This is a genomic window from Pyrinomonas sp., assembly GCF_040289685.1.
Lineage (GTDB): Bacteria > Acidobacteriota > Blastocatellia > Pyrinomonadales > Pyrinomonadaceae > Pyrinomonas.
The window spans coordinates 62,411-86,435 of sequence record NZ_PSLQ01000005.1; the positions used below are offsets into that span (position 1 = coordinate 62,411).

At 59.3% G+C, this 24,025-nt stretch carries 21 protein-coding genes; 8 read left to right on the forward strand and 13 right to left on the reverse strand.

Annotated features, from left to right (window positions below):
* Nucleotides 1-79 precede the first annotated feature (79 nt).
* The 3 genes from bshA to C4334_RS02510 all read left to right on the forward strand — a co-directional run bounded on the left by bshA (nucleotide 80) and on the right by C4334_RS02510 (nucleotide 2,753).
* Nucleotides 80-1,213, forward strand: a complete 1,134-nt coding sequence (bshA, locus tag C4334_RS02500; protein WP_352430502.1) for an N-acetyl-alpha-D-glucosaminyl L-malate synthase BshA — start codon at nucleotides 80-82, stop codon at nucleotides 1,211-1,213.
* Nucleotides 1,214-1,317: 104 nt separating this feature from the next.
* Nucleotides 1,318-2,058 (forward strand): endonuclease III domain-containing protein, encoded by a 741-nt coding sequence (locus C4334_RS02505; RefSeq protein WP_352430503.1) that lies wholly within the window; start codon nucleotides 1,318-1,320, stop codon nucleotides 2,056-2,058.
* A 221-nt stretch (nucleotides 2,059-2,279) separates the two neighbouring features.
* Nucleotides 2,280-2,753 (forward strand): NYN domain-containing protein, encoded by a 474-nt coding sequence (locus C4334_RS02510; protein WP_352430504.1) that lies wholly within the window; start codon nucleotides 2,280-2,282, stop codon nucleotides 2,751-2,753.
* Between the two features lie 97 nt (nucleotides 2,754-2,850).
* On the opposite strand, the gene C4334_RS02515 is transcribed toward C4334_RS02510, so the two are convergent.
* The 3 genes from C4334_RS02515 to C4334_RS02525 form a co-directional block, all read right to left on the reverse strand.
* A complete protein-coding gene (locus tag C4334_RS02515) occupies nucleotides 2,851-3,354 on the reverse strand; it encodes a fasciclin domain-containing protein (RefSeq protein ID WP_352430522.1) in 504 nt (167 codons plus the stop codon).
* 251 nt (nucleotides 3,355-3,605) lie between these two features.
* Nucleotides 3,606-4,421: an anti-sigma factor gene (locus C4334_RS02520; RefSeq protein WP_352430505.1), complete on the reverse strand. Its 816-nt coding sequence runs from the start codon at nucleotides 4,419-4,421 to the stop codon at nucleotides 3,606-3,608.
* A 49-nt stretch (nucleotides 4,422-4,470) separates the two neighbouring features.
* The gene (locus C4334_RS02525; RefSeq protein ID WP_352430506.1) at nucleotides 4,471-5,058 is read right to left on the reverse strand and encodes a sigma-70 family RNA polymerase sigma factor; all 588 of its coding nucleotides are present in this window, start codon (nucleotides 5,056-5,058) and stop codon (nucleotides 4,471-4,473) included.
* A 378-nt stretch (nucleotides 5,059-5,436) separates the two neighbouring features.
* Here C4334_RS02525 and C4334_RS02530 point away from each other — a divergent pair, with 378 nt between their 5' ends.
* The 5 genes from C4334_RS02530 to C4334_RS02550 all read left to right on the forward strand — a co-directional run bounded on the left by C4334_RS02530 (nucleotide 5,437) and on the right by C4334_RS02550 (nucleotide 10,885).
* Complete coding sequence (locus C4334_RS02530; RefSeq protein ID WP_352430507.1) at nucleotides 5,437-6,321, forward strand: ferritin-like domain-containing protein; 885 nt, start codon at nucleotides 5,437-5,439, stop codon at nucleotides 6,319-6,321.
* A 36-nt stretch (nucleotides 6,322-6,357) separates the two neighbouring features.
* Complete coding sequence (locus C4334_RS02535) at nucleotides 6,358-6,924, forward strand: PEP-CTERM sorting domain-containing protein (RefSeq protein ID WP_352430508.1); 567 nt, start codon at nucleotides 6,358-6,360, stop codon at nucleotides 6,922-6,924.
* 223 nt (nucleotides 6,925-7,147) lie between these two features.
* Entirely contained in the window at nucleotides 7,148-8,023 is an 876-nt protein-coding gene (locus C4334_RS02540) for a DUF4394 domain-containing protein (RefSeq protein ID WP_352430509.1), read from the forward strand.
* Nucleotides 8,024-8,479: 456 nt separating this feature from the next.
* Nucleotides 8,480-9,682, forward strand: a complete 1,203-nt coding sequence (locus C4334_RS02545; protein WP_352430510.1) for a class I SAM-dependent RNA methyltransferase — start codon at nucleotides 8,480-8,482, stop codon at nucleotides 9,680-9,682.
* Between the two features lie 15 nt (nucleotides 9,683-9,697).
* Complete coding sequence (locus C4334_RS02550) at nucleotides 9,698-10,885, forward strand: phosphopentomutase (RefSeq protein ID WP_352430511.1); 1,188 nt, start codon at nucleotides 9,698-9,700, stop codon at nucleotides 10,883-10,885.
* A gap of 403 nt (nucleotides 10,886-11,288) precedes the next feature.
* On the opposite strand, the gene mutM is transcribed toward C4334_RS02550, so the two are convergent.
* From mutM to C4334_RS02600, 10 genes are all read right to left on the reverse strand, one after another.
* Complete coding sequence (gene mutM / locus C4334_RS02555; RefSeq protein WP_352430512.1) at nucleotides 11,289-12,116, reverse strand: bifunctional DNA-formamidopyrimidine glycosylase/DNA-(apurinic or apyrimidinic site) lyase; 828 nt, start codon at nucleotides 12,114-12,116, stop codon at nucleotides 11,289-11,291.
* Between the two features lie 46 nt (nucleotides 12,117-12,162).
* The gene (locus C4334_RS02560; RefSeq protein ID WP_352430513.1) at nucleotides 12,163-13,620 is read right to left on the reverse strand and encodes a phosphoglucomutase/phosphomannomutase family protein; all 1,458 of its coding nucleotides are present in this window, start codon (nucleotides 13,618-13,620) and stop codon (nucleotides 12,163-12,165) included.
* Nucleotides 13,617-14,660 carry a nucleotidyltransferase family protein gene (locus tag C4334_RS02565; RefSeq protein WP_352430514.1) on the reverse strand — a complete coding sequence of 348 codons (1,044 nt, stop codon included), beginning with the start codon at nucleotides 14,658-14,660 and terminating at the stop codon, nucleotides 13,617-13,619. The genes C4334_RS02560 and C4334_RS02565 overlap by 4 nt, the downstream gene beginning before the upstream one ends.
* A gap of 247 nt (nucleotides 14,661-14,907) precedes the next feature.
* On the reverse strand, nucleotides 14,908-15,723 hold the full coding sequence (locus tag C4334_RS02570; RefSeq protein ID WP_352430515.1) for an ABC transporter permease: 816 nt from the start codon (nucleotides 15,721-15,723) through the stop codon (nucleotides 14,908-14,910).
* 116 nt (nucleotides 15,724-15,839) lie between these two features.
* The gene (locus tag C4334_RS02575) at nucleotides 15,840-16,934 is read right to left on the reverse strand and encodes an ABC transporter ATP-binding protein (protein ID WP_352430516.1); all 1,095 of its coding nucleotides are present in this window, start codon (nucleotides 16,932-16,934) and stop codon (nucleotides 15,840-15,842) included.
* Between the two features lie 8 nt (nucleotides 16,935-16,942).
* Complete coding sequence (locus C4334_RS02580) at nucleotides 16,943-17,758, reverse strand: ABC transporter permease (protein WP_352430517.1); 816 nt, start codon at nucleotides 17,756-17,758, stop codon at nucleotides 16,943-16,945.
* Between the two features lie 7 nt (nucleotides 17,759-17,765).
* Nucleotides 17,766-18,752 (reverse strand): ABC transporter permease, encoded by a 987-nt coding sequence (locus C4334_RS02585; protein WP_352430518.1) that lies wholly within the window; start codon nucleotides 18,750-18,752, stop codon nucleotides 17,766-17,768.
* Between the two features lie 223 nt (nucleotides 18,753-18,975).
* Entirely contained in the window at nucleotides 18,976-19,866 is an 891-nt protein-coding gene (locus C4334_RS02590; protein ID WP_352430519.1) for a hypothetical protein, read from the reverse strand.
* A gap of 125 nt (nucleotides 19,867-19,991) precedes the next feature.
* On the reverse strand, nucleotides 19,992-21,302 hold the full coding sequence (locus C4334_RS02595) for a hypothetical protein (RefSeq protein WP_352430520.1): 1,311 nt from the start codon (nucleotides 21,300-21,302) through the stop codon (nucleotides 19,992-19,994).
* A 1,022-nt stretch (nucleotides 21,303-22,324) separates the two neighbouring features.
* Nucleotides 22,325-23,458, reverse strand: coding sequence for a transglycosylase SLT domain-containing protein (locus C4334_RS02600; protein WP_352430521.1), 1,134 nt, complete (start codon nucleotides 23,456-23,458; stop codon nucleotides 22,325-22,327).
* Nucleotides 23,459-24,025: the final 567 nt, after the last annotated feature.

The window sequence follows — 24,025 nt, forward strand, 5'->3', positions numbered from 1 at the left end:
GTAGGTGGGCGAGACGAGAGGCAGGCGATAGCGAGGGTCGTCTGCCTCTTGAACTTTTCGGCGCCTCCGTGCACATGTTATGAGAGTCGGCATCACGGTCTATCCGAGCTACGGTGGCAGCGGCATCGTCGGTTCCGAACTGGGCAAAGAGCTGGCGCGGCGCGGCCACACGGTCCACTTCATCTCATCAGCGTTGCCGACGCGCTTGACCGAGCTGAACGAGAGCATCCACTTTCATGAAGTGGAGATGATGTCTTATCCGCTCTTCGAGCATCAACCTTATACGCTCGCGTTGGCGACCAAAATGGTCGAAGTGGCGGAGGCCGAACGACTTGACTTGCTGCACGTCCATTACGCCATCCCGCATTCGGTGAGCGCCATCTTAGCGCGTGAGGTCTTGCGCGCCGAGCGCCGTTTGCCCGTCATCACGACGTTGCACGGGACTGACATCACGCTGGTCGGCGCGGATCGGTCCTATTTGCCGATCACGCGCTACTGTCTGGAAGAATCGGACGGCGTGACGGCCATTTCGGAATACTTGAAGCGCGCGACCATCGAAACTTTTGGTTTCGATCGGATCGAAGTGATCCCCAATTTCGTTTGCGGTGAGGAGTACCGTCGGCGACCCTTTCCCGAATTGCGCGCGCAGCTTGCGCCGCGCGGCGAACATCTTCTGGTCCACGTCTCGAACTTTCGTCCCGTGAAGCGCCCAGCCGATTGCGTCGAGATATTAGCGCGCGTTTTGCTTCAAAAGCTGGCGGTGCGTCTCGTCATGGTCGGTGACGGACCTGAGCGCGCGCGCGTCGAGCATCGCGCTCGCTCCTTGGGCGTTGCCGAAGCCTGTACTTTCGTCGGCAAGCAACCGCGCATCGTTGATTACCTATCGGTTGCCGATCTGCTTCTGCTCCCATCTGAACATGAGTCCTTCGGTCTAGCGGCGCTCGAAGCGATGGCGTGTGAGGTCCCGGTCATCGCTTCGCGCACGGGCGGCGTGCCGGAAGTGGTCGTGGAAGGGGAAACCGGCTTGCTCAGCGACGTTGGCGACGTCGAGAAGATGAGCGCTGACGCAGTGGCGCTGCTGCGCGATCCGGAGAGACGGCAACAGATGGGGCGGCGCGCCCGCCAGCGCGCGCTCGAACGCTACAGCACGGATCTCATCATCCCTCGCTACATCGCTTTTTACGAGAAGGTCTTGACCGGGGGCGGTGCATGAAGGGGTTGGGGGGTCGCCGAGCGCGCAAACGAGCGACGCGGCAGGTCACGTCTGGTCGCGAGCGTATTCACATCGCCGGTTCTGAATCGGCTGATGAAAGCGTCGTGGCGAGAAGCGAACGGCGACGCCAACGAGGCGGCGCGAGAAGTCGCGGCAAGAGCTTCGACGAGCACGTCGCACAAGCGTTGGAAGAAAAACCGCTTGCGCAGATCATACGGAATCTCGAACTCGCCTTCGGCGAGCCTCAGCCTCGACAGTGGGGTGATCCGCTCGCAACGTTGATCAACGTCATACTGTCGCAAGCGACCAGCGACACGAACAGCGACCGCGCTTTTGCCGCTTTGAAGCGGCGCTTCCCGCGTTGGGAGGATCTGCTTTCGGCTCGGCTCTCGACCATCGCCGCCGCCATTCGCATCGGCGGACTGGCCAATCAAAAAGCCGTCGTGATTCGAGACCTGCTGCGTCAGTTGAAAGAAGAGCGCGGTTCGTTAGACCTCTCTTTTCTCTGCGCCCTGCCGACGCAGGAAGCGGCGGCGTATCTAGCGCAATTTCGCGGCATCGGTCCGAAGACCATCGCTTGCACATTGCTGTTCGCCTGCGGCAAAGAGATCTTTCCCATCGACACGCACATCTTCCGCGTGCTTCGGCGCCTCGGGCTGTTGCCGGAGCGTTGCTCGCCAGCTCGCGCGCATGCTGTCATGGATCGCGTGGTCCCGTCCGGCAAGTTCTATTCGTTTCACATCAACTTGATCCGTTTAGGGCGCACCATCTGTCGCCCGCGCCAGCCACGCTGCGAGCGTTGTCCCATCGTCGAGTATTGTGATTACGGGCAGAGCAGGATTTGACTTCGCAAGGCTTGATCCAGTCCGAATTTCGTTCAACCTTTCCCTTGCGTCTGTCCTCTCCATGGCGACTGAACTCGGGATCAACCTCATTCGGAAGAGGCGACCCTCAGGCTGCGAACGAGCGCGCTATTGACACCTTTCGTCTCCGTCGTGCGACAATGGCAGAAAGCGCCGTAGCTCACCCGCGCGGGCTATGGCCGATTCTCCACACAGGTGGTCCTATGCCATACCTCATTGACGGAAACAACATGATGGCGCGGCGCGTCGGTTGGCACCGCAACATTCAACGGGCACGGCGTCAACTTTTGGAAGAGTTAGCTTGGTTTGCGATGACCAAAGGCGTATCGGTTTCGGTCGTCTTCGATGGTGCCCCGGATCCTTTTTTCCCCGATGGTTCGCGTTATCGCGGCATCACCGTGTTTTACGCGATGCGTTGGTCGAATGCGGATGAACGGATCAAAGCGTTGGTCGAAAGGTCTCGCGACCGACAGACGTTGATCGTCGTCACCTCGGACCGCACGCTCGCCGATTACGTTCGGCGTTGCGGCGTGCAGGTCATAAGCTGCGACCAGTTCCGATGCAAGGTGGAAGAGCTGTCAGCTAGATCGGATGAAGACCGGCCCATCTTCAAAGTCGAAGATGATCTGGACGAATGGATGCGCTATTTCGGCGTTGGGCCAGAAGATGACCCCTAATCCGCTCGTTCGTGCGGTTGAAATTGGCTTCTCGATGAAAGTAATAAAGCCCGCTCGCGATGAGCGGGCTTTATTACTTTCGGACCGCAAAGGAGACCTAGCGCATCCTTGCAGACCTTTGTTTGCCCATCTTATTCATCTTCGGCATCAACACGGTATCAATGGCGTGAATGACGCCGTTCGATGCCATGATGTCGGCTTGGATCACTTTGGCGTTGTCGACCATGACGGACTTCATACCGCCGCGCATGCTCGTTTTGACGCTCAGTTGCGCCCCGGCAGCAGTTGGTGCCGGCATGGTTCGCGCATCGCTGGCCGTCACTTTCATGTTGATGACGTGATAAAGGAGCACGGAACGGAGTTTGTCCGGATTGTTCATCAACTCATCGAGTTTCTTCTTCGGAATCTTCGCAAAGGCATCATTGGTCGGAGCGAAGACGGTGAACGGCCCCGGTCCCTTCAATGTATCGACCAAGCCCGCTTTTTGAACGAGCGAGACGAGCGTTGAAAAGCGCGGATCGCTCATCGCGACTTCGACGATGTCTTTGCTGGCCTGCATGGACATGTCATCTTGCATGCCCATCTGTCCGGACTGTTGCATGGTCTGGGCCAGCGTGGAAGCCGCAAACGCCACGCAGGCGATGGCGACGAAAGCTAGTTGCATCATTTTGGTTTTCATCTTGATCTTCCCCCTCTGAGAGATTGTTTCCTGTGACCGGCCTTGCTGAGCAAACCGGGGAACCAAAATGAAGCCGCGAAAGCTTCCGGCCAGCGGTTGCCACTCTGGCCGCACTCATTTCGTTCGACCTCCTAATTTACGTATGAATGTATGCTGGCAGTTTTGCGCGAGTGTTAAGAAATTGTGCCGATCAGAAATTTTTCCCCGGTCGGGGCCGGCATGCCAGTGGCTGGCTCCAGCGTCACGGCGAAAACCTTGACTGCGCGTCCGGCAGATGGAACTGATCCGGCGATCTCGGCGCGACCTCCGGCCTCGGGCCGGAAGACGTTGCCGGGGAGCGCGTTGCCTTCAGGCGTGATGTACCAGAGTTGATAAGCTTTGTCTGGCGGCGTCGGCGGAAGATCGGTGGCGAAGAGCACAGCGCGGCCAGTACGCGCGTCGTAGGCGAGTTTGGCGCGGGCTTGCGGCGCGACGTTCGTGCCGGAAAGTTCCACGACGCGCGTGTTCGGGTCAGACAACAGTTGACGCAGTTGGCGTTCGCGCTCGAGGTTCTCTTCCAAAACTTTGATCTGCTCTTGCAACTGACGCTGAGCGCTTTCGCGACGCGCGAGTTCCTCTTTCGTCCGCTGTCGTTCTTGCCAAAGCAGAAGCAGGAGCGTGCCGAAGACGAGCAGAGCAAGCGATGCAGCAAGTAGCCCCCATCGCCACCATGGTCGCCCTTGCCTTCGGTCATTGGTTCTCGGCTCGGAAGAGATGAGCGAGAATCTTTCCCGGCGGATGCGCGCGATGATCTTTCGCCGCGCTCGTTCGGGCGGCGCCGTTGGTGGGACGAGATAGGCCAACATCGCCACTGCATCTTTGGTTTGAGCGAACTCTTCGCGACACGCGGCGCAGCTTTCAAGATGCTCTTCCAGCGCTCGACGTTGACTTTCATCGAGCTGGCCTAGCGCTTCGAGTTCGATCAATTCTGTGAATTCTTCGTGGTTCATTCTCTTCTTGCATGACCGTGCGATGCTCGGGGAAAGTCATCGCAACGCGTCAGTTTTTCTCGTCCCCTCTTCCATGTATCTTTTGGCATAAGATCGCTTTCAACCTTTTGATCCCAGCGCGCATGCGCGTTTTGATCGTGCCGAGCGGCGTGCCTGTGCGCGATGCGATCTCCGATTGCGATAGTCCGTGAAAGTAAGCGAGCAGAATCACTTCGCGCTGTTCGCGGGGGATTTCAGCGAGCGCGCGATGGATCAATTCGCTCTCTTCCGAACGGATCGCATCGTCGGCGATGTCGTATGTCTCCTCCCAGTTTGCACGACTCGCTTCCGTCTCTTTACGGTCGCGCGAGCCGCGAGCACGCACCCGATCAATGGCTCGACTGCGCGCGATCGTCACCAACCAAGTGAAAGGACGTCCACGCGATTCGTCGAACCGACAGGCCTCTTGCCAAACTTGCACGAAAACGTCTTGCAGAACGTCCTCGGCTTCCAACCTGTCATTTAATATACGGAGCAGGAGGCCGAATAGGGTTGGTCCATGGCGGTCATAGAGAGCAGCTAACGCTTGTTCGTCGCCTTGAGCGATGGCGCGAACGAGTTCGACGTCGGACTCGTTTTTGAATCGTGGTTCTACCACCTCACCAGTTCGACGCGAAAAGAGACGCTTTTCGCGCAAGCTTATGGCCCACAACTCTTCAGAGCTTCGAGAGTATAACACAGCCTTCGGTTGTTTCGCAGCGATGCCTTTCGGTATGCGCTCGGTCGAGCTTCGACCACATCGATTCTTCGCGGAAACGGTGGACGCGGCTCTTGTCGGTGTGCGGAGCGTGCGATCCTTTGAAATTCAAGCCGCTGGGGTAAATCCGATCGACTGCTGGCATTCGTACATATATTCAGAAAAAGAATAATGTGGGCGAACACGGCTTGCCCACCAAACAGACTGAAGCTGCGATCACCACCGTCGCGCACGAAGGCCGACCTTTGTCTTCATGCGCTTGAAAGGAGGGAGTATTTTATGTCCGATCTTTTGGAGAAGATTCGTCAAAGCCGCGCGACTCGTCGCCGGTTCATGAAACAAGCGGGAGTAGCTGGGCTCGGCGTTCTGGGCGCAACTCACCTCGGAGAGGTGGATTTACTAGCGCAGAGCGGCGAACTCAACGACGTCAAAATCCTCAATTTCGCTCTCAACTTGGAGTACCTCGAAGCCGAATTCTACCTTCGCGCCGCTTTCGGTCGTGGCTTGAGCGACAGCGACGTAACGGGCACAGGCAGGCTCGGTCCCGTAATCGGCGGGCGTCAAGTGCCTTTCGCGACGGAGAGCATACGCGAGTACGCTGAAGAGATCGCCGCCGACGAAGAAGCTCACGTCCGCTTCTTGCGCGCCGGTTTGGGCAACGTCGCGGTGGCGCGTCCGACCATCGATCTACAAGATAGCTTCACCAAGGCGGCGCGGGCCGCGGGCCTCATCGGTCCAACCGAAACCTTCGACCCATACGCCAACGAGAACAACTTCTTGCTCGCTGCCTACATTTTCGAGGACGTCGGCGTCACGGCGTATAAAGGGGCTGCGCGTTTTCTGTCAAACAAAGACTTTCTGGAAGCCGCTGCCGGCATCCTCGCGGTGGAAGCTTACCATGCGAGCAACATTCGCACGGTGCTCTACGCACGCGGGTTCTTCGACGCTGCGCAGCGCATCTCGGACTTGCGCGATGCGGCCGACGGTCCGGCTGATCTCGATCAGGGCATCGTGATGAACGGCAAGGCTAACATCGTCCCGGCAGATGCCAACGGCATCGCTTTCAGCCGCACGCCGACGCAAGTTCTCAGCATCGTCTATCTCGGGGGTCGGTCGGCTGGTTTTGGTTTCTTCCCGAACCGTCTTAACGGTGCCATCCGATAGGCGAAGAAAATTCTCGATCAAGGAGGAGAATAGACCATGCGTTTCAAGATGGCGTTTGCCGCTCTGTTGATCCTCAGCGCTTTGAGCTTGGCACAGGCCGCAACTTTTACGTTCACAGGCAACACTTTCACCAACTCCGACGGACGTTTCAATCGTCCGGAAGAGAGCGGGACCATGCTTTCGCCCCTGGGGACGAGCGTGCCTTACAAAGCCTTCGCCTTTTCGGTGTCGGCGCCGGGATCGTACTCGTTCGTCTTGCAATCGCTCGAACCAGTCAACTACGATCCGTTTTTGGTCCTTTATGTTACCTCCTTCAACCCCTCAAGCCCTCTGACCAATTTCGTCGTCGCCAATGACGATCTCATGGGCGATACGACCCGCTCCGGCTTCACGCGCACGTTGTCAACCGGAATGAACTACATTCTGGTCGTCACGGGCAAGAACGGTGGGCCGGGCATACCGTTTGAAGATTCCGGTGCCTTCACGGCGACCATTGATGGGCCGGGAGCTGTCGTGCCCGTTCCCGAACCGGCCACAATGGTCCTGCTAGGCACCGGTTTGGCTGGCATCGGTGCCGCTTTGAGGCGTCGTCGGCGCAAGTAGACAAGGCGGCCCGCACTGCGGAATGGCCGAGCGTTTCATTTTGTCAGGAGCGTTTTTCGGTTGGCAAGCGCTTGTGCGACAGCTAGACGCTTGAGCCATTCCGCCCTTTTGATCTTGTTGACGGCAGTGGTCTGCCATCCTCTTTGAATCAATTGTGATCTGGAATGCGCTTTCAAGGACCTGAGCAGACGAGATCACTTGCAGGATACGGAGGCAATTGAAGATGATCCACACACGATGGGGGCTGCTAGCACTGATCGCCCTTTTACTCTGCCTTGTCGGCGCGACGCGACGAGCCGAAGCTGAACCTCTCGTCGCGTTGACCTCGGCCAACACGTTAGTCACTTTCGATAGCGCCGCGCCCGGCACGATCACCAACACGGCGGCCATCACCGGCTTAGTGTCAGGTGAGACCTTGATCGGGATCGATCGGCGTCCGGCCAACGGTCAACTCTATGGCATCACCAACCAAGGAAGAATCTACATCTTGAATCCTCTGACCGGCGTCGCCGTCTTTCAGTCGCAGACGACGACGACGCCCGTCGGAAGCTCTTTCGGCGTTGACTTCAATCCGGTTCCCGACCGACTGCGAGTAGTCAGCGACGCCGATCAAAACTTGCGGATCAACGTCGATACGGGCGCGACCATCGTTGATGGTACGCTCAATCCGGGCAATCCGAACGTCGTCGCCGCCGCCTACACGAACAATTTCGCTGGAGCGACGACTACCACTCTTTACGTGATCGATTCATCTACGGATCAACTCTTCATCCAAAACCCGCCCAACAATGGGACGCTCAACCTCGTCGGTTCGCTCGGCATTGATGCCGAAAGCATCGCTGGGTTCGACATATCAGGGTTGACCGGGATCGCTTACGCTGCGCTCACGCCGCGCGGCGCGACTTTTTCTTCGCTATACCAGATCAATCTGGCCACCGGAGCGGCCACGCTCATCGGCCAAATCGGCAACGGATTGCTCGTTACGGGGCTGGCGGCTCCCGTTGGCCAGCCCATACCGGAACCGGCCACGCTCTTGTTGCTCGGCACGGGAATGGCCGGAACGGGAATGTGGGCGCGTCGCCGTCGCAAGAACCGATAAATTCCAGCACCGTGTGGGGCCGATCCACACACCTCAAAGCTAGCTCGTCCTTCGGACGGGCTAGCTCTTTTTGATTATCGGCTTGCGCGTCGGGCGTTAACAGCGGCGGGCGAAGCGATCAAAGCGCGCGAAAGCCTTCGAGCTGCGCTGTGCTGTGTAAGCGTAAAGCGCTCGCTTTTGTTTATGAACTGCTCGAAACGCCTTTGAGCTGCATGGCGTTTTGTGAGCGCAAGCGTTTATCACCGCTTCCAAGATCGCTGGATCGGCGCAAGAGTCCTGCCGAGACCGAGATCAAAATCCCTTCGTCCGCTAACGGATAACAACCTCGATCGAATTGACCCGCTCCAGCGGAGCGGTTTCGATGCTCTCGTTCCCTAGCAAACGGCAACCCCTCCTTCCGAACCGAACGCCGCTCTTCGTTTGTCGGTTTGACGGCGCGAAGCTAAACTGGGACCAATGCGCATCGGAGAGGAAATAGAGGTTGAAATCGAAAGGATCGTTCCGGGCGGATGGGGACTCGCTCACGCGCATGGCGCAACGATCATGGTTGCGCTGGCGGCACCGAAAGACCGCGCGCGCGTCAGAATTGAGCGCGTCTCTTCGCGCGTTCAGTTCGCTTCCATCGCTCGACTGATCGAGCCTTCGCCTGCGAGGGTTGCGCCGCGCTGCCCGTTCTTCGGGCGCTGCGGTGGGTGCGACTTTCAGCAGTTGGACTACAACGCGCAACTGGCCGCCAAGGTCGAGATCGTGCGCGATTGTTTGCGCCGCATCGCGCGCTTGGAGTCAGATCCTTTGAGTGTTGTGCCGTCGCCAGCGCAGTGGGGCTACAGGTCGCGAGCCGAATGGCAGTTGAATCGGGAGTTTGGAAGAATTGGCTACTTCATGCGCGGATCGCACGAAGTGGTCGAGATCAAGGAATGTCCCGTGCTCGCGCCGCCTTTGATGAAGGCATTGGTGGCGCTAGGCGAGCGCGACCGTTTCGGTCGCTTGCCGCCTTCGGTACGGTCGGTTCACGCGCTCGCTGGAGATGACGGCAGCATCTCGCTTGCTCCCTCGTCGGTGGGAGAGCTTGTGCCCGAATGGGGGGCACAACCGCGCGCGGTGCAGCGTACGGTGAACGGCATGACCTATCGCCTTGACGCCGAATGCTTCTTTCAAGTCAATGAGCACGTCTTGACTCCACTCATCCGAGCGGCAACCGATGGCGCAGGTGGCGATCTTGCGCTCGATCTATACAGCGGGGTTGGGTTGTTCACGTTGCCGCTGGCAAAGCGCGCTGCGCGCGTTGTTGCTGTGGAAGAGAATCCATCCGCTTGTCGCTTTGCGCGCGTGAACGCGCAGCGCGCCGATGCCGTCAACATCGAAGTGCGGTGCGCGTCCGTGTTGGATTGGTTACGCGCAGCGGAAATCGCCGGGCCGGTCGATTTCGTCTTGCTCGATCCGCCACGCGCCGGATTGGAGAACGAAACGGTTGCGCGCGTGTTGCAGCTCGCTCCGGCACGCATCTCTTACGTCGGATGTGATCCGGCGGCCATGGCGCGAGACGTACGCAAGATCGTCGAGCAGGGGTACGCTCTTCAGGCCATCTCGCTCTTCGATATGTTCCCGCAAACTCATCACATCGAGACGGTTGTGCAGTTGGTGCGTAAACGGAGATAGTTCTTTCAGGAGAAGATGATGAGAGCAAGAGGACCTTTCGAGCGCGTCGTCTTGATCGTTCTTGACAGCGTCGGCATCGGTGCGATGCCGGACGCCGACGAGTGGGGCGATCAAGGGGCAGACACTTTGGGACACATCGCCGAGCAACGCGGGCTTCGCTTACCGAACATGCAGCGCTTGGGACTCGGCAACATCCGTCCACTGCGTGGCATCGGACCAGTGGACCAGCCGGCGGGCTGTTATGGGCGATGTGCGCTTCTTTCCAACGGCAAGGATACAACGACGGGCCATTGGGAGATCGCCGGCATCATTCTAGAGCGTCCCTTCCCGACCTACCCGCAAGGTTTTCCGCCAGCGATCATCGAACGGTTCATCGCCGAGACGGGCGTGCCGGGCGTGCTCGGCAACGTGCCCGCTTCCGGAACGGAGATCATCGCTGAACTCGGCGAAGAACACATGCGGACCGGCAAACCGATCGTTTATACGTCGGCTGATTCAGTTTTTCAAGTCGCGGCACATGAAGAGGTGATCCCCGTTGAACGCCTCTACGCGATGTGCGCGAAAGCGCGGGCCATCTTGCGCGGAGAGCATGAGGTCGGGCGCGTCATCGCTCGTCCTTTCGTCGGCGCGCCCGGAAACTTCCGTCGCACGGAGCGGCGCCGAGATTTCGCCGTGCCTCCGCCGCGCGAGAACCTGCTCGTCACGTTGGCCGATGCTGATCTGGATGTCGTTTCGGTCGGCAAGATCGCTTCGATCTTCGATTACGTCGGCGTCACGCGATCGCTTCCGTCCAAAGATAACGCCCAAGGAATCGATCAGACCATCGCCGCGCTTAAAGAGCCGACGCGCGGACTGATCTTCACTAACCTGGTCGATTTCGATATGCTCTACGGTCACCGCCGCGATGTCGAAGGTTACGGACGCGCGCTTGAGTATTTCGACGAGCGACTGCCGGAGATCGAAGCGGCGCTCAAGGAGGACGATCTATTGATCCTCGCCGCCGATCACGGCAACGATCCGGCTTTTCGCGGCACGGATCATACGCGCGAGTTCACGCCATTGCTCGTGGTCGGCAAGCGCACGCGACGCGGCGTCGATCTCGGCACGCGCCGTTCGCTCGCCGACATCGGTCAAACGATCGCCGACAATTTCGGCTTGAGGCTGAAGGCGGGCGAAAGCTTTCTTCCCAAGATTGCTGCTTAAAGTTCAACTATGTGAGGCGGATAGGGGAGCGAGTAGCGGCCCCGATTCCGCCTTCGTCCGTACCGGTTCGGATCTAGACCGTTCTGCAATTTGTGGGCACGCTGTCGTGTAACAGCGTGCCCCGGTTGCTTTCCGTTTTATCCACTGGCCTTGCGCAGAGGCAACCTCCGATGTCCACCTCTCGTGATTTCCCGCCGCGCCTGGCAACACGCTCGTGGCAAGGGCGCTGCTTTTTGGACTACGGGGCCGCACCTTTATGTGAACAGGATAACCGACTTGTCTAGCGTCTGTTTCGAAGCCTCGCAGTTTTCAACCCTCGGCTGCGCGAACGCCCAACCTCGATGGCCGAGCCTTAGACTTTGACCATCGCGCTTTCAAAACGCGATGCTAATCGGTCAGCAACTCATCTTTTTTGGCAACGCGGGCAGAAGTAGGTGGAACGCCCGGCCTGCGCTGCCCTTTTGATCAGTGCTCCGCAAACGAAACACCTTTCGCCCTCGCGTCCATACACGCGCCACCGGCCCTCGTACGCTCCGCCGTAGTAGCTGCCGTCGATATTGGTTGGATCGACGTTGAGCGTCGAGCCATACGCGATCGATTCGGCGAGCACTTCGAGAATGGCGCAATGAAGGCGCGACACGCGGCGCGGCGATACCCGTGCCGCTTTGATGAACGGGTTGATGCGCGCGAGAAACATCGCTTCCGCCGCGTAGATGTTGCCTAAGCCGACAACTTTCGATTGATCGAGCAGCGTCTCTTTGAGCGTGCGTTGCGACCGGGCGAGCGTCGTTCGCAAATACTCCGCTGAAAAATCTTCGGAGAAGGGTTCAGGCGCCAGCTTCTGAAACTCCTGCGCGAGCTGGTCGGCTGCGACGAGCTTCATCATTCCGAAGTGGCGCTGGTCGGAGAAGATGAACCGTCTCCCATCATCCATCTCGAAGATAGCGTGTGTGAACTTCGGCAGGGGGCGATCTGGCGGAAGGATCAGGAGGCGACCGGACATTCGCAGATGGACCAGCAGCGCGAAGCCGTTATCGAGTTCGATGATGATGTATTTGCCGCGGCGGCGCACGTCAACGACGCTCACCCCGCGGCATCTTTCAGCGAAGCGTTCCGGCGTCGAATCTGGAAGAAGGCGCGGGCGCAGAATGGTCGCGCAGGTCCAGCTTCGACCTACGATGAACTCCCTCAACGCTTGTGCGACGAGTTCGACTTCTGGTAGCTCGGGCATAGCTGAGCGCAGCGCTCGCGTGTTCCGCGTTTGGATGCGGCATGAGTTAAGCTTTGACGGCGCGCGGCCCCTGCGCGATGGCGCAGCCTTCGTCGAGCAGTGCATTCATCTTTTCGATCGAGGTCGCTTCGGCATATATGCGCAGCACCGGTTCCGTCCCGGATTGTCGGAAGAGAAGCCACGATTCGTCATCGAAGATGAGCTTCGTCCCATCCATTGTAGAGATCGAAGCCACCTTGTAGCCGGCGATTTCTGTCGGCGTCTTCTCAGCGAGTTCAGCGACCAGCGCCTTGCCGCGCGAAACTTCCATGTGTAGATCGCGGCGTCCGAAGTAGAACTCGCCGAACTCGCGGTGCAGATCGCGTACCATCTCTGAAGGCGGCTTGCCAGCGGTCGCGATCGCTTCGAGAAAGAGGAGCGAGTTCAGAATGCCATCGCGTTCAGGGATATGCCCTTTGACGCCAATGCCGCCTGATTCCTCTGCGCCGAGCAATATGTCTTCGCGCAACATCAGATCAGCGATGTACTTAAACCCGATAGGCGTGTCGTATAGTTTGAGGCCATGAGCGTCGGCAATGCGCTTCAGAAGGACGGACTGCGAGAAGGTGCGGACGACTCCGCCCGTCATACGGCGATGGCGCGCCAAGTGCAAAAGGACCAGCGGCACGACCTCGTGCATGGTCATCGTCTGGCCCAGTTCGTTGACGGCGCCGACGCGATCGGCGTCGCCGTCGGTGGCCAGTCCGACGAGCGCGCCGGTTTGTGTGACGCGCTCTTTGAGCGGGCCGAGATTTTGATCGATTGGTTCGGGGTTGACGCCACCGAACAGCGGATCGCGATTCGGACGGATCGTTTCGACTTCGAGCGCGCCGCCGCGCAGGAAGCTCTCAACCCAACGCGCGCCCGTGCCATGCATCGGATCGACGATGACGCGCGCGCGCAAGGCTCGCAGTCGGTCCAGATCAACGTAGCTTTCGACTTGCACGCGATAGTTGGCGACGGCTTGCGCTAGCTCTTCTTGCCCGTGTGGGCGATGCTCTTCACGCTGCGGTTCGTGGCGATCGACGAGCGCTTCCACCGCCGAAGTCACCTCCGGCGTCGCGCTCCCGCCCCACGGGGCTTTGATCTTGAAGCCGTTGAACTCTGGCGGATTATGCGAAGCGGTGATGACCACGCCGCCGTGTGCGCGACGATCGCGCACGGTCCATGAGATGACGGGCGTCGGCATGTCTTGCTCGAAGAGCAACGCATCGATTCGGTTGCCAGAGAGAACTTCCGCCGTCAGGAGGGCGAAATGCTCTGACAAGAAGCGCCGGTCGTAACCGACGATGACGCGCGGCTCGGGACTGGTCGGCAGCTCTTCGTTGCGCGTTTGTTCGAGCAGGTAGTCGGCGTATGCTTGGGCGACGCGCGCGACGTTGGCGAAGGTGAAGTCGCCGGCGATCACGGCGCGCCAGCCATCCGTTCCGAAACGGATCGTTGCGCGTTCTGTTCTGCTGCTCACAGTTGACCTCCCGTTTGCGTGTAATCGGCGAGCGACGTCTTGTCGCCGAGCACGGCGCCGCGCCCGACTTGAGCGAAGCGCCCGATGTGACAGCCGCGCCCGACGATGGCGCCCGAAAGGTGCGCTCCCGTGCTGACGCGCGTGTGCGGCCAGATGACGGAGTTCTCAATGCGCGCCTTCTCTTCGATGTAACAGCCTTGTCCGAGCACGGAGTTGATGATTTCGACACCGGACTTGAGCACGCAGTCGTCGGCGATGATCGAACGCTCGTCGATCTCAGCGTTGGTCGCTTCGAACTTGCCGCGTCTCTCGCTGATGCGCATCCTTCCGACGCGGTCGTTCAACAGATCGTCGTGGGCTTGCCAGTAGCGTGCGGGCGTGCCGATGTCGAGCCAGTAGGTGTTTTGCGGGATGTGCGCGTAGAAGGGTTCGTTGCGGCGCAAAAGATCCGGAAACAGACCGTACTCGAAAGAGTAGTTCTCGCCCGTCGGAATGAGGTCGAGGACGCGCGGCTCCAGCACGTAGGTTCCGGCGTTGATCGTGTTGACGCTGACCTCGTCGATGTTCGGTTTCTCGATGAAACGAAGCACGCGCCCTTCTTCATCCGTCTCCACAACCCCGTATGAACTCGGGTTGTCCACTGGCGTCAAGACGATGGTCGCCAACGCTTGGCGTTCGTTGTGCTGGCGGATGACGGCGGCTAAATCGAGATCCGTCAAGATGTCGCCGTTGAGCACAACCGTTTGTTCGCGGATGAGATCTTCAGCGAACTTGAAAGCGCCCGCAGTGCCCATCGGTTGCGGTTCGACCGTATAACGGAGCTTGACGCCGAAGGCCGAGCCGTCACCGAGCAATTGCTCGATCTTCTGCGGTTGATATGAGAGCGACAGCGTGATATCGGTGATCCCGGCTCGACGCAACATCTCAATCTGATAGAGCAGAAACGGTCGATTGCAGATGGGAACGATCGGTTTCGGCGTGTGCACAGTCAAGGGACGCAAACGAGTCCCTTTGCCGCCTGCGAGAATGAGAGCTTGCATAACCTTCAGTGTGATCGAGCTGAAATAGACTTCTAAAGCAAACTTTAAGTCTAGCACTCGGCGGGCGCTGCTTTCAAATCACGCAGCTTGTCGTGTGATGCCAAGCGCGTTCGGTTACGAAAGAGTGAAAAGACGAATTCGGCGGGCGCGCGAAAGAGCGTTGCGTATGCCCCTCGCAAAGAGAGGCGCGACGGATGAAAAGATGAATCGGCGCTTCCGACGATCCTTCTTCGCTGCGTCGCGTCGTTCAGTACTGGACGAGACTCCCTTCGCGTTTTGCGCGCGCGATGGCGCGTGAGAAGACCCACAAAGAGAATGGGAGGAGCACGCTGAGAAAAGCACAGAGAGCAAGGAAAGGATCGCGCACCTCTGCGAACGATCTGCCTTCGATTAGCACGCGGCGTATGCCTTCAAGTCCATACGTGGGTGGGAGAACGCGCGACACGGCGCGAAAGTCCCCTAGGAACTCCGTCGGGAAGAAGACGCCGGAGAAGAGGGCCGAGCCAGCGCCGAGAAAGACGCTGAACGGATCGCCTCGTTTGAAGACCATGGCGAAACTGGCCGAAAGGATGCCGATGGAAGCGAGCACCATCGTCGTCAGAATCAAAAAGGCAAGGGCGAGCATAAAGCTGCCGCGAAAGCGGACGCCGAAGAGAAACCAGCCGAAGAAGATGTAAAGCGATGAGAAGAAGGTCGCTTGCACGAAGTCCCATGCCGAACTGGCGATCACCAGCGTCGGGATGTTGATCGGCGTCATCAGCAGGCTTTCAAGCGTCCCTTGCGCCTGTTCGGCGCGCACAGCATTGGCGAGACTCGAAAAGCCGGTCATAAAATAGTTGAGCACGGCTAAACCGGTGATCCACGCTGCCAGCGGATCGTGCCAGGCGGCCAGCGGCGTCGCGCTCTGTCCGCCGAAGATCTGCGCGATGAAGAAGAGCGTAGTGACGACCAGCAGAACCGAGAGCACGCGCAGAGCGAAATCCACGCGATAGCTGACGGTCAACTGGAAGTCACGTATGACGAAAGCGCGCACGCGGCGGAGCAACAAGATCAAAGCTTTCATCCGTGTTTTCTCCCGATTCGGTTCCTTCGGTTTTTCCCCTCAAGGAGGTGTCGGTCATGTGCGTCCGTCACCGTTGAACGATCAGCGCTTTGCGAACGCTTTTAAGCGCTCTGCAATCAAACTGGCGAAGCGGCTTCGGTTTCGCGTTCATCATGCGAGGGCATTTGATCGCGTTCGTAGCTTTCCAGCACATCAAGCAATGTCGCTCGTTCCGTCCGACAATCGAGCACCGTCGCGCCTTTGGATTGAAGGGCGCGCAGCGCTGCATCGAGCAGTTCGTCTTCCGGCGCGCGCAGAAAGCTCAGTTCGACGAGGCCATTTCGTTCCGCTCCTTCGGCTGCGATGTCGAGCTGAGAGATCAACCGTAGCGCGTCGGTACGGGAGATGCTTCGCAAAACGAGGTGCACGCGCTCGGTCTGTCGGTGACGTGCGCGCAGTGTTTGCGGCGCATCGAGCGCGACGAGGCGGCCTCGGCTGATGATGGCGACGCGCGCGCAAAGCTCTTCGATCTCATGCAGGTTGTGCGACGTAAGCAGAATGGTCGTCCGTTCGGTGCGCGCCGCGCGAGAGATGACGGCGCGCATTGAGGCGGCAGCGACCGGATCGAGCGAGCGCGTCGGTTCATCGAGCAACAGCACGGGCGGCGAATTAAGCATCGCGCGGGCGACGGCCAGTCTTTGCCGATTGCCGGTGGAGAGTTCGGCGAAGCGGCGACGAGCTTGAGCGGAGAGTTCGAATTGGTCCAGCAAGTCGCAGACGCGCTGTCGGGCCGTCGCGTCCGATAGACCGTAGAGCCGCGCGAAGAAGAGCATGTTCTGCTCCACCGTCAAACGCCAGTAGAAACTTCTTTCTTCAGCCGTTGATAACCCGACCAGCGCGCGCACGCGCACTTCATCGCGCACGCTGTCGTAACCGTGGACCAGCACGCGCCCAGCGGTCGGTTGAACCAACGTCGCGATGATCTTGACGAGGGTCGTTTTGCCAGCGCCGTTTCTGCCGATCAGACCGAAGATCTCGCCCTCTGCGACGGCGAACGACACGCCGCGCAGGGCTTCGACCGGCTCGCGCAACGGGCGTCGCAGGAGACGACCAAGGCGCGCGAGCGGAACCGGATAGGTTTTGTGTAAGTTTTCAGCCACGATGGCGGCTCGTCGCGGCGCATCTTGCGCCGCTTCGCTCGCCATCTCCGTGATTTGCACTGCGGCTTCCACGTTCACATCTAGCGCGCGCGTTGGCGCGGGTCGAGCCTTTCGCGCAGTCCATCGCCGACGAAGTTGAAGGCGAGCACGGTCAAAGCGATGGCTGCGCCAGGGAAGATGAGCGCGTGCGGTGCCATCTGCAGCGTCGCCAAGTCGCGCGCCTCTTCGAGCATCACGCCCCATGATGGTGACGGCGGCGGCACGCCGAGGCCGAGAAAGGAGAGCGAGGCTTCCGATAGCACGGCCCCCGCCATTCCCAAAGTGGCTTGCACGATGAGCGGTTGAATGGAATTCGGAAGGACGTGAAAGAGCAGGATGCGCAGGTCGCTCGCACCAAGCGCGCGCGCGGCCTGTACGAAATCTAATTCACGCACCTTCAATACTTGTGCGCGCATGACGCGCGCGTACCCGACCCACCCGATGATCGCCAGCGCGAGGATCAGTTTGTTTATTCCAGCGCCGAGAAAAGCGACCATGGCGATGGCCAGCAACAATCCGGGAAAAGCGAGAAAGACGTTGAAAAGGTAACCGGCGATGAGACGATCTATCCATCCGCCGTAGTAACCGGCAAGCGCGCCGATGACGACTCCGACGAGAGACGATATCGCCACCACCGTAACGCCGACGCGCAGCGAGATGCGCGCTCCATAGATGACGCGCGAGAAGATGTCACGCCCCGTCGCATCGGTGCCGAAGTAGTGCGTCGCCGATGGCGGCAGATAACGTGCCGAAAGGTCAGTCGCACCGACGTCATGCGTGGCGATCCACGGCGCAAACAGCGCGGCGATCGTCAGCGCGAAGATGATGGCGAGTCCGATCTTTGCCAGACGATTCATCGTTCGCTCACCTGATTCTGATGCGCGGATCGAGCACGCGATAGAGCATGTCGGTGACGGTGTTGGCGAAGATGTACGTGATGCTGATGACCAGTACGCAACCTTGCACGACGCGGTAATCGCGTTTGTTGATGCCCTCTTCGACCAAGAGCAGACCGAGGCCGGGCCAGTTGAAGATCTTTTCGGTGATGATGGCGCCAGCAAGCAGTACGCCGAGTTGTAGTCCGAGCACGGTGACGACCGGAATCAGTCCGTTCTTCAGGACGTGTTTGTAAAGGACGACCCGTTCGCTCAGACCCTTGGCGCGCGCCGTGCGGACGTAATCTTGCGTCATCTCCTCGATGACGGAGGAGCGCACCATGCGCGTCAGAAAAGCCGCCAGCGCTGCGCCCAGCGTCACTGCCGGAAGGATGATATCGGTCCAGTCGAAGCGGCCCGACGGCGCAAGCCAGCCGAGCTTGACGGCGAAGATGTAGATGAGCAATGGGCCGATGACGAAGCTCGGCAGACTGATGCCGACGAGCGCGACGACCGAGAGCAGATTGTCGATCCACGTCCCGCGACGGCTTCCCGCCGCGACGCCTAGCGGGATAGAGATGGCAACGGCGACCAAAAGCGCCGCAATGGCGAGTTCGACGGTTGCCGGATAGCGTTGCAGGATGAGTTCGCTCACCGGACGATCGGTGCGAAACGACAGCCCCATGTCGCCGCGCAACAGCCCGCTCCAATATTCCACGTAACGGTTCTGCGCCCCGTGCCAGACAAAGCGCAGTTGCCCATCTTGAGCGCGGGCGAGCGAGAAGAAAAAGGCTGGGCGGTCCAGTCCGTGCTTTTGTCTGAACTGCGCGATCTGTTCGGGGCGCGCTTGATCGCCCAGGATGGCGTAGGCTGGATCGCCCGGCACGAGTTCGATCAACAGCGTCACCACCGACACCACCGTCCAGACGACGAACAAAAGGAGCGCTGTGCGACGCAACAAGCTCACCGTTCTCATTAAGCGTCTCGATCGCGTGAAAGATTTACGCGCGCCCGATGATAGCACCAGCGGCCAACGGTCGGCGAGTCATGGCGGGGGCGCGAACTCGAGTCCGATGTGTAGTCAGCGCGTGGTGAACGCAGGTTTGGGCGAAGCGCAATGCGGCGCGAACTCGACGTCCGATGTGAAACTGGCGCGCAAGGCGGGTTTTCGAGCGTTTGCCGGAACGCTCAGCCTCTCATCATTGCTGCTCGCTTAAGGTGAGCAGCGGCAGCGGTAGGCGCTGATAACTCGGTAATTCGCTGCGCGTGGCGAGCCATTCCATGGCGAGGTCCGCCTGCGTAGCGAGATTGCAGAGCGCGATGCCGGGCAGCCAGACGTAGAGTTTCGGATGGTGATTGGGAGAAGATTGGACGAAAGCGAGCAGGCTCTCGAGCGCGCGATCCATCGTGCGCGCTAGCTCTTCTCCCCACTCATGTCGGTCAAACGGCGTCGGCGGCGCACCTTGGTCGGCAAGAGCGCGTGCCATGAGGCGGACCGCTTCACACACGGCCAAGTGTTCGCTTCTATGCCAAGCGGCTTCGAGCGGACTCGGATACTGACCTTCCCACCAATCGCTTTGATCGGTCGCCAAAGCCGCTTCCGCAGAAGACAGGGCCAAGCGAGCTTCGTACGCCCGGCGGGCGACGACGGACGAGATCGTCAACGCATATGCTTCAGCGAGATGAAAATGGGTGCGCGAATGGCGAAAGGCTTGTGCGTTGCGCAGCGCTCCATCACGTAGATTAGGCGCAAGGCGCAACGCCTGCGCGAGCGCGTCGCGCTCACCGCTGGCGGCAAGCGCCAGATGAAGACAGAGGATGTATTGATCTGGACTCGGATCGAAAGTCGCGCCTCTTTTGCTGAAGCCCAAAGCCAATGCGCGCGCCCCTTCGGCCCAAAGTTGGCGCACAGTTTGACGGTCGCCATATAACACCCATTCGAAGCTTGCGGCGCGCCAGCAAGCGTTGGCCAGGGGTTGAAGCGCCTCGCCGCGGAGCGCTTGTTGACGATAAACAGCGATCATGCGTCGTTCGTGCTGTAACGAGCGCTGGTCGTAGTTGCCCGACGTATATGGAAAAGTTTCCGGCATCACAACCTGAATGAAAACGGTCGCGGCGGCGCTGTTAGCCCGAAAAAATTTTGGTCGAGGTGCGGTGGTGCGCCTCAAACTCGTGGGATTTTCGTTCAACTGCGCGTCAAATCGAATCGCGCTGCTCAAGCCGCTATGCGCGCTTGTGCTCCGGGGAAGAAAGCGCCGACATGGTACGACTCTTCCGCAGGCGAACCGTTGATTAAAATCAAGTGGAATCTGCCATCGGCCAGCGCTTCTTCAAGCATTTCGCCGAGCGCATTGTGTTGCACGTTGGCCGAGTCCTTCAATCGTTCGATGATCGCGCGCAGCCACCCTTCGCTCAGTTCTTCGTGTCCGAAGACCCATTCAGGTCTCGCGCCTTCAATGTTGGTGTGAATTGCGGCGAAGTGTGGAGCGGCCAGCGTGCGTCCGTCGAAGCCGATCATCGAGTAAAGCGCGTCGAGTCCGTAGAGCAAAAGCGGCGCCGGACGCGACGTCATCGGTTCCGCCGGCCCTTCGAGCGTTCCCTGAGCGGTGACGAAAAGCAACAGTTGGTTTAATTTAAGCGGCGTGCCTGTGTCGCGCAGCGCCAAGAAGCGGCCTTGCGGATCAACGAGCATGCCATCCGCAGCAACGATGAAGTGAAAAGTGCCGTTGCGCCCGGCGCGACCGGGCAGAGCTTGCGAGAGAAGGGAAAGCAGGGATTCAAGTTCGGCTCTAGCTTCAGGCGCAAGACCGGCGAACTCCAACGCCAGCGACGGCGCGAGACTGCGACTCGCTTCTCCATCGCCTTCAATCAAGAGTGGGCGCATCCCTGTCGTTTGATTCGCCTCTTGTGAGATCTGTCCTTCGAATCTTTCGAGCGCACGCGCCAGCCGCTCAATACCATCAAGCGCACGCGCCAGCTCCATCAACTCGGTAACGACGCGCGCACGCTCGTTTAAGATGAAAGGCCCACGAGCCTCTTGCGCAGGCAAAAACAGGCCAGCACGTAGATCGCGCAACGCCTCCGCTACGGTCGGACGCAGCCTTTCCAGCAAAAGTCCGCTCATCTCCCCAGCGTAAGGGAGTTGTTGCGTTGCCCGACGCGCAAGCTCTGAATTGGAAGCGTAAAGCGCGCGGGCGATGTTCGCTTCTGCTTGACGGACCGCTTCGCTGCTCGCTCTTCCGGCGCGTTGCAGGTATTTGTCCAATTGTACGGCTTGCAAGAAGCGATCAACCGCTTCGGCCAACGCTTGTCTTCCGCCATCGTTTCTTCCCGAAAGCCGGGCAACAGCTTGCGTGAACTCATCTAGAGCCGCGCGAAGCGTCGGCGATGTGAGGCGTTCGTGCTGGTCCGATGCAAACGTCTCTTTCAGCAGGGATGAAAACAGTTGTTCCGCTCCACGTGCCGCTCGTTTTGTTCCTTTCGCGCTGCCCAGAATCGCCAAGAACTGCTCAATGGGATCAGCCATTTCTTGCGTCGGGGCAGCGCCGCTGTCTGTCTGTTTTCTAACGCGCAATTGGGTGGAGTTGAGCGACGCATCTGAGTTCGCGCTGAGGTTGATGCTGGTTTCGCGGTGATGTTTTCCATGCGCGCGCGCCGTTTCCCGTGGGGCTTCTTCAAATGGGGGTTGATCGGTTCGTCCTGAACCCTTGGAAGCTCTGCTCAATCGTTCGCCGGACGAGCGTTCATCGGGCGCCGCCGTTGTCTTCCCGCTTCTTTCTGGCTGGCTTCGCCGCTTTTCTTCTGTAGCGGTCGTTTGTGGGCGACTGGAAGTTCCTTTTGACGCTTCGACTGCGGTTTGTCCCTGTGAGGTTAGGCGCGTTTCTTGCCGATCAGCATTGGAATTGGATGCCGCGGTGTTCGACGCGCCGCCGACGTTTGCACGGACCGAAACCGATCGCTCTCCGATTGGCACTTCGACGCTCGTGCCAAGGCGCGCACCGGTGTGGCTCGATTCAGCCGAGGACGGACTTTTCGATTGTCTTTGTGACGGATGCGAAAGAGTCTGGTGCTTCTTGTAATCGCCCAGCACCTTGAGTTCGGCGACGCGCGCATTCGGCTCGGGAATGTGCCGCGGGTCCATTGCTGCGCCGCGTTTGATTTGATCTGGGGGCGAATGTTTCGCGCCGCGCTCTGCTTGCGGTGGGCCGATGTGGCGATTGTCCGGTCGGTTAGAGTGGGCAGTGGAGTTCGGATCGTGACCGGGTTTTGATGGTGTGTTTGCGCCGCTGTTGGCGGATGCATGAGGATCACGCGCCTCATCAGGCCCGATGTGCCGGTCTCCCGAAGTAATCTTGACATCGCTCATCTGCGCTTCTCCCCGTTTGTTCGCGTCATCGCTTCCTTATCAGTTTCAGCCCTCTTCCCGGTGTTGACGGTGAAAGTGGCCGCTGCCGACCCGATCGCTCTCGAATTTTCAACTCGCTACCCGGTCCCATGGCAAACGGTCTTTGCGCGGTCGTTTTTATCGCGCACATGCGCTTTTCGCCTCTATCCCTTGGCACCAATGGCCCGTGCGATGATGGCCGTCGGATAGCTGCTGATCTCGCGGTACTTCATTTCAATGAGTTGAGGGAAATAGCGCGCCACGGCCAGTCCGAGCGGAGAACTGAGTCCTCCGGCGACGACGTTCTCCCACTTCGAAGCGTATTGACGCGCAAATCGCACGGCATCGGCGCCGACCAACCCTTTTTCGCGGGCCAGACATAAACCGCGTCTGTATGCATGGCCCATAGCGAGCGCGACCGTCCCTTCACCGCCGTTGTAGGCCGCCAAAACGAACTTCCAAAACTCCGTGCCGTTCGGCTGTCCGTAACGTGAGAAGGCGATCTGGCCGAGCCTTTGCGCTTTGAGGTTGAGCAATTTGGCTGCCGCCGGGATCGCCTTGTATGGATCCAAACGCTCGTCCATCGGGCTTCCGGCCAGACCCACACGCAAGCCGACTTCGCGTGCGGCCTCGCGTCCGAACTGCGCGATGCCAGCGTAACCCCACTGGTTGATGACTTTCGGATTGAAATTCGATTCTTGGGCCAGAAGGCTCTTCAAGATCGCCGGCGATAGTCCGGGACACCATTCGACAGCGTGAACGATGACATCGTCGAAGCGATCTACATGCCCGCCCGGAAGAGGTCCGGTGCTATCACCAAAAGCGCGTTCAAAAGCCGTTGCGAACTCCCGCGATGAACTTATCTCGTTTTTGCTTAGGTCCAATCCGAGAATATCGCTCACTTCGTTGAGCGTCGGGTGAACGAGCAGCGCGCTGATTTGGTTCCATTCATCGAGCAACGCGCGGTTCTCTTCCGTTAGCGAGATGCCGCGCATCTCTGGGTGGCGCGCGTAGAAGATCAAATCGGTCAACTGCCATGGGTCGGTGATGCCGCTTTGAATCGCTTGCACCAAGGTTTTCAATTCTTCGATGGTTCGCTGACGAAGCCTCTCTTCATCGCTCTCGGTACGTTCGCCCGTTCCATGCAGCGCGCGTGATCGCTCCGATTGCGTTGTGAAACGGCTTCGCGGGATCGTGTTGTCAAATTTGCTCTCCGCCCTCGTGCGCTGCCGCCACATCTCGGCGCGCGTTGAACCGATTTGAGTCGGGAATTGATTGTTGATCCTTTCGGTTCCCATGCTCTACCTCCTTGGCACATCTTTGAAGCTTCGCTTGAAAGTCGCTGGACCAACTCAATGCTGAGTTGGTCTTGGCTACATTCTTCATCTTTTAAGCTTCACTCGAAAGTCGACCGACAAAGCTACTTCGCCCCCTCTTTCTCGGCTCGTTCGTTGAGTCCGTCTTCTTTCAATCATCCCTTGCACAGCGGATAAGCTCGCCACACGGAACCCATACGACCGAACTTCCTTTGGGGGCATCTACATGACCTGACGTTACGCAATGTTACGCAACCGATGACGCCTGCGCTTGCGTTGCCTCTTGTTTGCCTCCGTTACCCGCACAAAGCCATTGCTGTGCTTCATTGAGTGGCAGCCACGACCCCGAAGCTTGCGTGCCTTTCGGTCGCAATGAAAAGCAACCGCATCTTCCAATAGCGACGAACAAAAGCGACCGTGGTTGCCGAACCACCCATTCCCGGCGTCGGCGGCTCCCGGCTGCGCGCTGTGGCGTGGTTGACGCGCTATTCCCACTACCCGCAGCGCGATCATCAACCGTCCGACTCATCCTCCAAGCTCGCTTGCCAC

Coding starts and splice junctions, on each gene's coding strand:
- bshA (WP_352430502.1), top strand. CDS start 80: ATGAGAGTCGGCATCACGGTCTATCCGAGCTACGGTGGCAGCGGCATC.
- C4334_RS02510 (WP_352430504.1), top strand. CDS start 2,280: ATGCCATACCTCATTGACGGAAACAACATGATGGCGCGGCGCGTCGGT.
- C4334_RS02515 (WP_352430522.1), bottom strand. CDS start 3,354: ATGCAACAGTCCGGACAGATGGGCATGCAAGATGACATGTCCATGCAG.
- C4334_RS02520 (WP_352430505.1), bottom strand. CDS start 4,421: ATGAACCACGAAGAATTCACAGAATTGATCGAACTCGAAGCGCTAGGC.
- C4334_RS02530 (WP_352430507.1), top strand. CDS start 5,437: ATGTCCGATCTTTTGGAGAAGATTCGTCAAAGCCGCGCGACTCGTCGC.
- C4334_RS02535 (WP_352430508.1), top strand. CDS start 6,358: ATGCGTTTCAAGATGGCGTTTGCCGCTCTGTTGATCCTCAGCGCTTTG.
- C4334_RS02540 (WP_352430509.1), top strand. CDS start 7,148: ATGATCCACACACGATGGGGGCTGCTAGCACTGATCGCCCTTTTACTC.
- C4334_RS02545 (WP_352430510.1), top strand. CDS start 8,480: ATGCGCATCGGAGAGGAAATAGAGGTTGAAATCGAAAGGATCGTTCCG.
- C4334_RS02550 (WP_352430511.1), top strand. CDS start 9,698: ATGATGAGAGCAAGAGGACCTTTCGAGCGCGTCGTCTTGATCGTTCTT.
- mutM (WP_352430512.1), bottom strand. CDS start 12,116: ATGCCCGAGCTACCAGAAGTCGAACTCGTCGCACAAGCGTTGAGGGAG.
- C4334_RS02565 (WP_352430514.1), bottom strand. CDS start 14,660: ATGCAAGCTCTCATTCTCGCAGGCGGCAAAGGGACTCGTTTGCGTCCC.
- C4334_RS02570 (WP_352430515.1), bottom strand. CDS start 15,723: ATGAAAGCTTTGATCTTGTTGCTCCGCCGCGTGCGCGCTTTCGTCATA.
- C4334_RS02580 (WP_352430517.1), bottom strand. CDS start 17,758: ATGAATCGTCTGGCAAAGATCGGACTCGCCATCATCTTCGCGCTGACG.
- C4334_RS02585 (WP_352430518.1), bottom strand. CDS start 18,752: ATGAGAACGGTGAGCTTGTTGCGTCGCACAGCGCTCCTTTTGTTCGTC.
- C4334_RS02590 (WP_352430519.1), bottom strand. CDS start 19,866: ATGCCGGAAACTTTTCCATATACGTCGGGCAACTACGACCAGCGCTCG.
- C4334_RS02595 (WP_352430520.1), bottom strand. CDS start 21,302: ATGGCTGATCCCATTGAGCAGTTCTTGGCGATTCTGGGCAGCGCGAAA.
- C4334_RS02600 (WP_352430521.1), bottom strand. CDS start 23,458: ATGGGAACCGAAAGGATCAACAATCAATTCCCGACTCAAATCGGTTCA.